This window comes from Bacillota bacterium, from assembly GCA_040754675.1.
Lineage (GTDB): Bacteria > Bacillota > Limnochordia > Limnochordales > Geochordaceae > Geochorda.
In genome coordinates this window covers 1-7,315 of record JBFMCJ010000197.1, presented here as the reverse complement: position 1 = coordinate 7,315, position 7,315 = coordinate 1, and the positions used below count along the sequence as shown (strand labels likewise).

General features: G+C 64.2%; 3 protein-coding genes. 1 reads left to right on the top strand and 2 read right to left on the bottom strand.

Going from position 1 to position 7,315, the window contains the following annotated elements; genetic code table 11:
• Positions 1-127 precede the first annotated feature (127 nt).
• A complete protein-coding gene (locus AB1609_12190) occupies positions 128-469 on the top strand; it encodes a hypothetical protein (protein MEW6047225.1) in 342 nt (113 codons plus the stop codon).
• A 258-nt stretch (positions 470-727) separates the two neighbouring features.
• Here the strand turns inward: AB1609_12190 and AB1609_12185 are convergent, their stop codons facing one another.
• Both AB1609_12185 and AB1609_12180 read right to left on the bottom strand, forming a co-directional pair.
• Positions 728-5,314 (bottom strand): DEAD/DEAH box helicase, encoded by a 4,587-nt coding sequence (locus AB1609_12185; GenBank protein ID MEW6047224.1) that lies wholly within the window; start codon positions 5,312-5,314, stop codon positions 728-730.
• 27 nt (positions 5,315-5,341) lie between these two features.
• Positions 5,342-7,198, bottom strand: a complete 1,857-nt coding sequence (locus AB1609_12180; protein MEW6047223.1) for a hypothetical protein — start codon at positions 7,196-7,198, stop codon at positions 5,342-5,344.
• Between the last annotated feature and the right edge of the window lie 117 nt (positions 7,199-7,315).

Here is a 7,315-nt window from a genome sequence, read left to right as displayed (position 1 = left end):
GGCGTAACGTCGCTGCATCTCGATCAGGTACTCGCGTCGACTGCGAAGGGACATGGGCACCCCATCCACCCTTCAGTAACATTCTTGGATGGGTGAGCCAGTGCCCTTTCGGTAGCATCTTACGTGGATGATCGCGCCTGGACGGGACGGAGGTGTCGGGGTACAGCTGCCGGCATGCCAAGTCTACCGCCATCAGGACGGCCGGATCGAGTTCGTCCACCGGGTCGTGGTGCTCCAGACGGTCGGCCGAGGCGTACCCGTTGGCTGGGGCCCGGAACTTCAGCGCCCCAAAGAGCAGGAAGCAGCGGCCCCGCTCCGGGCCCTGCGGAAGGTCCACTCGCGTCACGCCCACTTCACCCATGTCCTCACCCTCGACGCCCACTACGCCAAGGCCCCGGTGATCCGGGAGATCCGTCGGCTGGGCTTCCAAGGCCAGTACCCGGGCCTGGGGGTGGCGGGGGCGTCGTAGATTCGCCGCACCCAGGTGCCGTGAGGGGCAAGTGCGGGGAACAGGAGTTTCTACAGAAGGCCAGCGCCGAGGGGCGACGGCTGCTGGAAGCCGTAAAAACGGTAGCTGCGACTCACCCCGGGACGTTTGTATTGGAGCCGGGCCGGGGCAAGGTGCCCACTTTAGGTATCAAGCCTACCAAAGTTCTGGCGGATGCATTGACTCTGGTCGCGGGGGCATCGACAAGGCTTCGTGGAAGTAGCCGGCTGCGGGAGCCCATCAGGCCCCCGCTCGTTCGAGGCGTCCGGGTGCCGACCGGGCTCCCAGCTCACGCAGCACATGCGTTAGAAACTCGTGAGCAAGACCCCTGCCCAGCTTGTGCTGGATGAACTGGTTCCGGTAGCTTCGCAGGCATCCGTAACAGCTCTCCTCACGCTTGCAGCCGCAGCTCCCGTCCGTCCGTTCCACCGCAGCCTCGACCACACGCACCAACACCTCGGGACTCTGGAGCCTTCCCACCAGCCCGGCCCCGCCCGGGACGTCGTCATAGAGGATGATGGGCCACGTGTCGTCGCCGGAGCTTGCGGCCACGGTAACGCTGAGGTCGCCCGGCGGCGTTTCCAACACCGAGGCGGCCCCCTCGAGCAGAGCGTAGGCCACTGAGAAAGAGAGCGCCTCCACGTCCGCGACGTCCCCCGTGGCCTCGACCTGGAACTGCAGCCTGAGCACGTCGGTTTCATACTCATGGGCCAGGGCCACCCGCTCCAGCTGGCCCCGGCACGGTCGACCGTATGGATCCTGGTGCCCGTCGGGTAAGGTCGGGAAACCAGCGCCGCACTCGGGGCAGATGTAGAATCCATTGCCCCTCCGACCCTCGCACAGCACCACCAGCTTCCCGGGCGATGCCGGCGTCACCACCAGCAGCGGGTCATGCGCCGGCAGCCCTAAGGTGGGAGGTGACGCACCCTTGGGGCCCGCGAAATAGGGACGCGTGGTGAAAAGGCGCGGCTGGCGGCCCCTCGGTTGCTGTGGAGGCTCACGTGCGGTGACGAATCCAAACGCGGGAACGACGTACTGCCCCTGACGGGTTTTGTGGCCACAACGCGGAGGCGGGGTGGGATCTCCCGGGCTCCATTGCTCAAAGGTGTTACAACGCGGGCAGTGGCGATAGTTGCGCTTTGGCCACTCCCGATCCTTCGAAGGAGCCCGCTTTAGCCCGTAGGCCACCCACTCCTTCTTATTGGCCACGATCCGGCTGGATGGCGCGAACTCCGCGATGGCCAGCCGCAGATCGCGCTGCAGCTCCACCTTGGTCACGTCTTCGGAGTCGCTCAGGGCCTCGAGAGTCACCACGTCCACCGGAAAGCCGTACTTAGGGATCACCACGTGGCGAGAGAGGAAGCTCAGTACCTCTTCTGCCTCCAGCGTGGCGGCACGGCGGTTAGCCCACCCGGCGGCACGATAGCGGCCGGCCTTGGCGGATTCCTCTTCGAATCGCTTAAGAGAACGCCAGTCGTCCACAACCGTGGCCTCGGCCACCGCCAAACGGCTGGTTTGTCCGGCAACCCGCTCCGCCCACGTGCCGTCCTCCAGGCCACACTCGCGCCACGTCTGTCGCGGGATAACCGCCTTCAGGGAGAGTTCCAGCTCGTTGCGCCGGCGGTTGATGAACCCGCAGACCTCGTCCACGAGGGAGGGCCTCTCGAAGTTGCCGATGAGCGACTTCACCCCTTCAAAGCGGTGCGGGTTACTGCGAAAGAAGTACGAAAGCACGTGCGCCGTCATGTGCCGCCCAATGATCTTCTCGTTGGAGAGATGGAGTACAGGGGGCCGGGTTTGGCCCAACAGGATTCGATTGGGCTTGCGGAAGTGGTACAGGTCATGCGGCGTGCGACGGCAGTAAGTAATGGCAAGCCCCGGATGGCCGCTCCTTCGGCCGGACCGGCCCACTCGCTGCACATAGTTCGAGGCCTCGGGCGGCACGTTCCGCAGGAAAATAGCATCCAGGTCGCCCAGGTCCACGCCCAACTCAAAGGTCGTGGATGAGCTCAAAAGCTGGATCTTTCCGTTCTGGAAGGCCTCCTGGTACTCGCGGGCAGTCCGACTGGTCAACTGGGCGGTATGCTCCTCCACCCTCATCGGACCCACCAGGTTGGGGTCCTGGTACAGGTCTCGGTAGTGATCGGGTTCCAGTTGAGCCCTGGTCAGGGGTAAGAGTGTCCCACTACAGCGGTACCTGGGGCAAACCCCCTCCACCGAGCGGTGATAGATGCGACCACACACCTGACACTGATATACGACCCCGTCTTCCCGAACCCGGCGGAGCCGGTACCACCGCGGGTTGAGACGCATCCGACCGCTCGCCTGCTCACGGAAGAGGCGATCGTCCCCGTGTCTGGCCCGGCCATCCGATGCAAGCACCCACTCCCACAGGGCCCGCAGGAACTCCACGGAGGCCAAGGCTGCCCTTGGCTCCGAAAGCCCGCGACCTCGGAGCCACCGCTGCAGGAAATCCGATCGACCGGTCTTCGGTCCGTCCCAGTGCTTAACGCCAGGGCCGGTCCGTCCTGTGCGTCGATCCGAGGGGGCAAGAGCCAGAACTCCGTGGATGCCTTGAAGGTCCAACTGATCCCACGAGATAGCTGGACCGTTGCCGTCGCTGAGGAGCTCCACCGCGCGGTCAAACCGGATTGTATCGAGCAGTTGGATCGCCAGGTCCTTCAATGTGGCCTCGTCCGCAGGGACGGGGCACGCCTGACGCAGGCGATCCAGGTCATACCTGTCCGGCAAGAGTAGGTCCCATCGGGCCAGGCCCACACCTTCCAAGGAGATGCGCGCCGAATCCGCAAGCAGTTCCCGGAAAAGCCGGGTCCACACCTCTCTGTGAACCTCCAAAGCCCCGGCGGAGGCCGGCACCATCCCGAGCTGTCGCAGCAATGGCACCAGTTCCCCTGCCAGATCTCCCAGTGACAAGCCCTCTGGGGCCATCGACTCGAAGCGGCAAAGGGTTCGGTAGAGCAAGTTGCGAGTGGCCAGGTCGGCGTAGCTGCGCTCGAGATACCAGGCGAAGAAGGCTGCCTCCTGCCTTCCGTCGACAAAGGCCAGGACCTTCCGGCGCTCCTCGGGCAACGACCGAACGAGGGTCGTGGCGATCACAGCATGGGGACCGTCAGTCCCGTGTACCACCTCCCGTACCGGGTCATGTCCCCGGTAGCCGCAGGCCCCGCAGCGGACAAGTTGGTCCGCACGGTCTTCGTCGGCGGGCGGCTCCTCGATCACCAGCGGGATTCTATTAGCATGGTCACACTCTTCACTGGCCTCAAGGCGGCCAGGAGCCGCCGCTCGCCCGCAGCGCACACAGAGCTCCAGGTCTGGCTGCCGACGCTCGTCTCCCTCCGGGTTGAACGCATCGGGTGACAGTTCCCTCAGGTAAGTGACCCCGAAATTGCCCAGCCCGGGATCCCGCACCGGCGCGGTGATCTTACCGCCGGTGAAATTCCGCGGCGCCACGAGGTAGTGCTGCCCGCACTCGCGGCAAAGGGCCACCTCGAAGATCGGACCCTCCGCGGAGCGCTGGTCGATCACCACCCGCCGGGTGGGCCAGAACTGAACGTAGGCGCCCTCCAGGGCCCGCAGGAACAGGTGGAAGCGGGTGGACAGGAGCGGGCTGCCCGACTGCGAATCCTCTGTTCGCACCAGGCGTTCCGCGAGGGCCGCCAGGGCTCGAGTCCCCTCGGCGGGTCCCAGATCCGGGAACAGTTGAGCTGCCACGTCCGAGGCCAACCGAACCTGGCCCGTGACGAGCCTCCTCAGCTCCTGCGCCTGCGGATCGAGGCCGCCGCTGCCACTACCGGGCGCTCTACCTGTGGAGAGGTCAATAGGTACCGTTCGGGGCAGGATGACATCGTCCACCGAGAACGGCTCGTCGCAAAGGTCCGTAGCGAAGCGGGCCGCGGCCTCCACATCCTCTTCTCCTCCGGCGAGGGTCGCGCTGGTGGCGATACACTGAAAAGGCCCCGTCCGCCCTCCCTCTCGAAGCCGCCGCTTCAAGCGCCGGAGCAGCAGCGCCATCTCGGTACCCTCGGAACCCCGATACTGGTGAACCTCGTCGATGACTATGAAGCGCCAATCCCGCGCAGCCCCGTTGTCAAAGAGGGGGCTGTCCCAAGGGCGCGTGAGAAGGTACTCCAGCATGGAGTAATTGGTCACAAGAATATGGGGCGGCGCGTTACGCATCTCTTCGCGGAAGACGAGTTCACCCGGAAGGCGGTTTTGCTCCCAGTAGGCCGCGTCGCGGTGCGTGTCATTGCGGTTCTCGGGCGTCTCTCCGATGTATTGACCGAAGGTAAACGCAAAAGGAGAATGGGCCAACTCCAGAGCGCGGGCGATCTGGCCAAGCCGCTGCCGCTGGTCGTTGGCCAGGGCATTCATGGGGTAGAGAAGGAGCGCCCGCACGCCCGCACGCAGAGTGCCTTCCAGGAACTCACGGTAGAGCGAAAGCAGGATGGGGTACAAGAAAGCCTCGGTCTTTCCGCTCCCGGTTCCGGCGGCCACCAGGAGGCTGCGCCCCTGTACAGCCCTCCGGATCGCCTGCTCCTGATGCCAGTAGAGCCGCCGACCTCCCTTCAACGCCTGTAGGAAACCGGGATCGGGGGTAGCGCCGAAGACGCTGCGAACCAGCTCGTCCGTGCGTACGGTCAGCAGGTAGACAGGTGTACCCTCAATGAAAGGCCCCCGGGAGAGCCCCTCCTCCCGCAGCGCCTTCTTGAACGTCCGACGGAAGTCAGGGTCGCGGAAGTAGAATGTGGTCTCGAGATACCGACGGTAGCGCTCTTCCACCTCATTGGCTATGGCAATGGGGTCCATCGCTCGCCCCCCGATGACGCGATGACTTCACTCACGTGTCACGAGTTGGTCGAAATGCCGCTGCATTAAGTGCTCCAGCAAGGCAGACCTATTGGTAGCCTCGACCGCTTTCCCGCACCACCGGCAGCGGAAAATGTCCGGTACGTTGAGATCGAGCCTTTCGCGGATCTTCTGCGTATCCCAGACCACGCTAAACTTAATCTGTTTGCGCCCCTCCCGAGCAGGTACCTTCCTGCACTCTTCGGTGATGTGGCGCGTGATCCCGTCCAACGGGTTGTGCACATTCTCCTCCGGAAAGCGAGCGGCCACGAGGTACCCGCAGTACGCGCACTCATAGATGACGTTGGGAAGCGAAGCCCCCAGGTAAGTCCGCGCCTGTTCGTAGGTCAGCTGGGTGAACTGGTCGGAGACGTGGGCAGTTAGGTGATTCGTAGCGGAATCCGCTGCATCGAACTCCCGTTGGCAGACGCCGCATCTGTACACACGCCGGCAGCGGGCCAAGAGAATCGAATCGCCCGAGCCGGAGCACCACAGGTACAGGTCGACGTGGACCAAAGGCTCAGGAGCCCGGATCGCTTCATTCCAGGCAGCAGAGAAGTCACGGAGAGGTATGGGAAGCAGGCTGTCGCCCCGTACCCGATACCGATGCGCTGACTTGACTCTGGTACCGACGCTCACTTCTTTCAACGCGAGAGACTCTGCCCGTAACCACAGGACTGCCGAACTGGACGGGCGCAGATCGTGTAGCTTGAGGTGCAGTGGCTGCTGGGTCCAGACTTCGGGGCGACTCTGCTCGGATCCAACACCCCACCACACCCTGGACACCCCCACCACCAGGTCTACTGATTGGGACATGCCGTGGTGGAGCGTCCACAGCGTACGGTCCGCTTCGGGACGGGCGGGAATCCACAGGGTGGTGGCTTCCACCTCCACCGCTTCGATGCGGCACATTCTGGCCGCTTCGTCTGCTGGCGCGAGACGCGTACCGGGTGGGTGCTCTATCTGCACCCGACGGCCAGTATCGGTGTCGCCTCCTGGCGGCTGAAGCTCCTCGAAGGCTGGTGCTTGCCGGATGGGACCCGCAAAGTAGCGAAAATCCAGACTATCCACCAGCGTCGCCGATGAATCGTACGCCCTCACAAAGTACCAGCCCGACCGACCTTGTAGCTTCTCCTCAAGATTCACCGAAAGAGCGGTGTCCACGTCGAGTTCGAGCTTCCAGCGTTTGCCCGTCACCGGCCCTTCTTCCCCGATGACGAGGGTGGAGATCCCCGTCGAGCCAGGGTGTGGTCCCAGCGGCGTGTCCAGCACAACCTTGGGAGCGGTGGGTGCGAAAAGGGCGCCCTTGTAGGGGTGGATATCCTCCACCACCGGACCCGTCAGTTTGAGCATGGGTTTGCCTGCAATGAGGGGATGGCTACGGCCATCCGAGTCTATGCAGTCAACCGCCGCATGGGCATCTTCAAAAACGACTGGGTAAACCACGAAACCGGGTAAGTGCGTCGGCTCGGAGGCGGCAAGCTGTCGGGCAGATCCCAGCGGCATAATCCGCCAGCCCTCCGGTATGAGGATGAGGAATCGCCCCATCCGAACCTTGCCCCCAACGTAGTGAGCCCTTTCAAGGCCTTCCATGCGAAAAGCCAGTGGTGGCGACCATAACGCTTTGTGGTCCAGCAACACCGGCTCTTCGCCCAGGCCCTCGACGCGGAGGTCGATATTCAGCGCCTCCAGCAGCCACGAGCCACCCCCGAACCCGGCGAAATCAAGCCGCTTTTGGCCGTGCCACAGGGTCAGGGTGCGTGCATCCAACTCCGCACCGACGGACAGCCAGATCTGCCACACGCCCTCCCGCTTCTCGCACGTAAGCCGTACGTCCCGCAGCAATGCGAGGGCCGGCTTCTCCGAAGGTGACGACGTACCCAGTGAAGCCGGGGGTTTACGGAGAGGCCCTCGAGTACGCCCTCCCCGCTTGCCCGGCGGCCGCTGCGAGGAAGGGCGCCG

Coding starts and splice junctions, on each gene's coding strand:
- AB1609_12185 (MEW6047224.1), bottom strand. CDS start 5,314: ATGGACCCCATTGCCATAGCCAATGAGGTGGAAGAGCGCTACCGTCGG.
- AB1609_12190 (MEW6047225.1), top strand. CDS start 128: ATGATCGCGCCTGGACGGGACGGAGGTGTCGGGGTACAGCTGCCGGCA.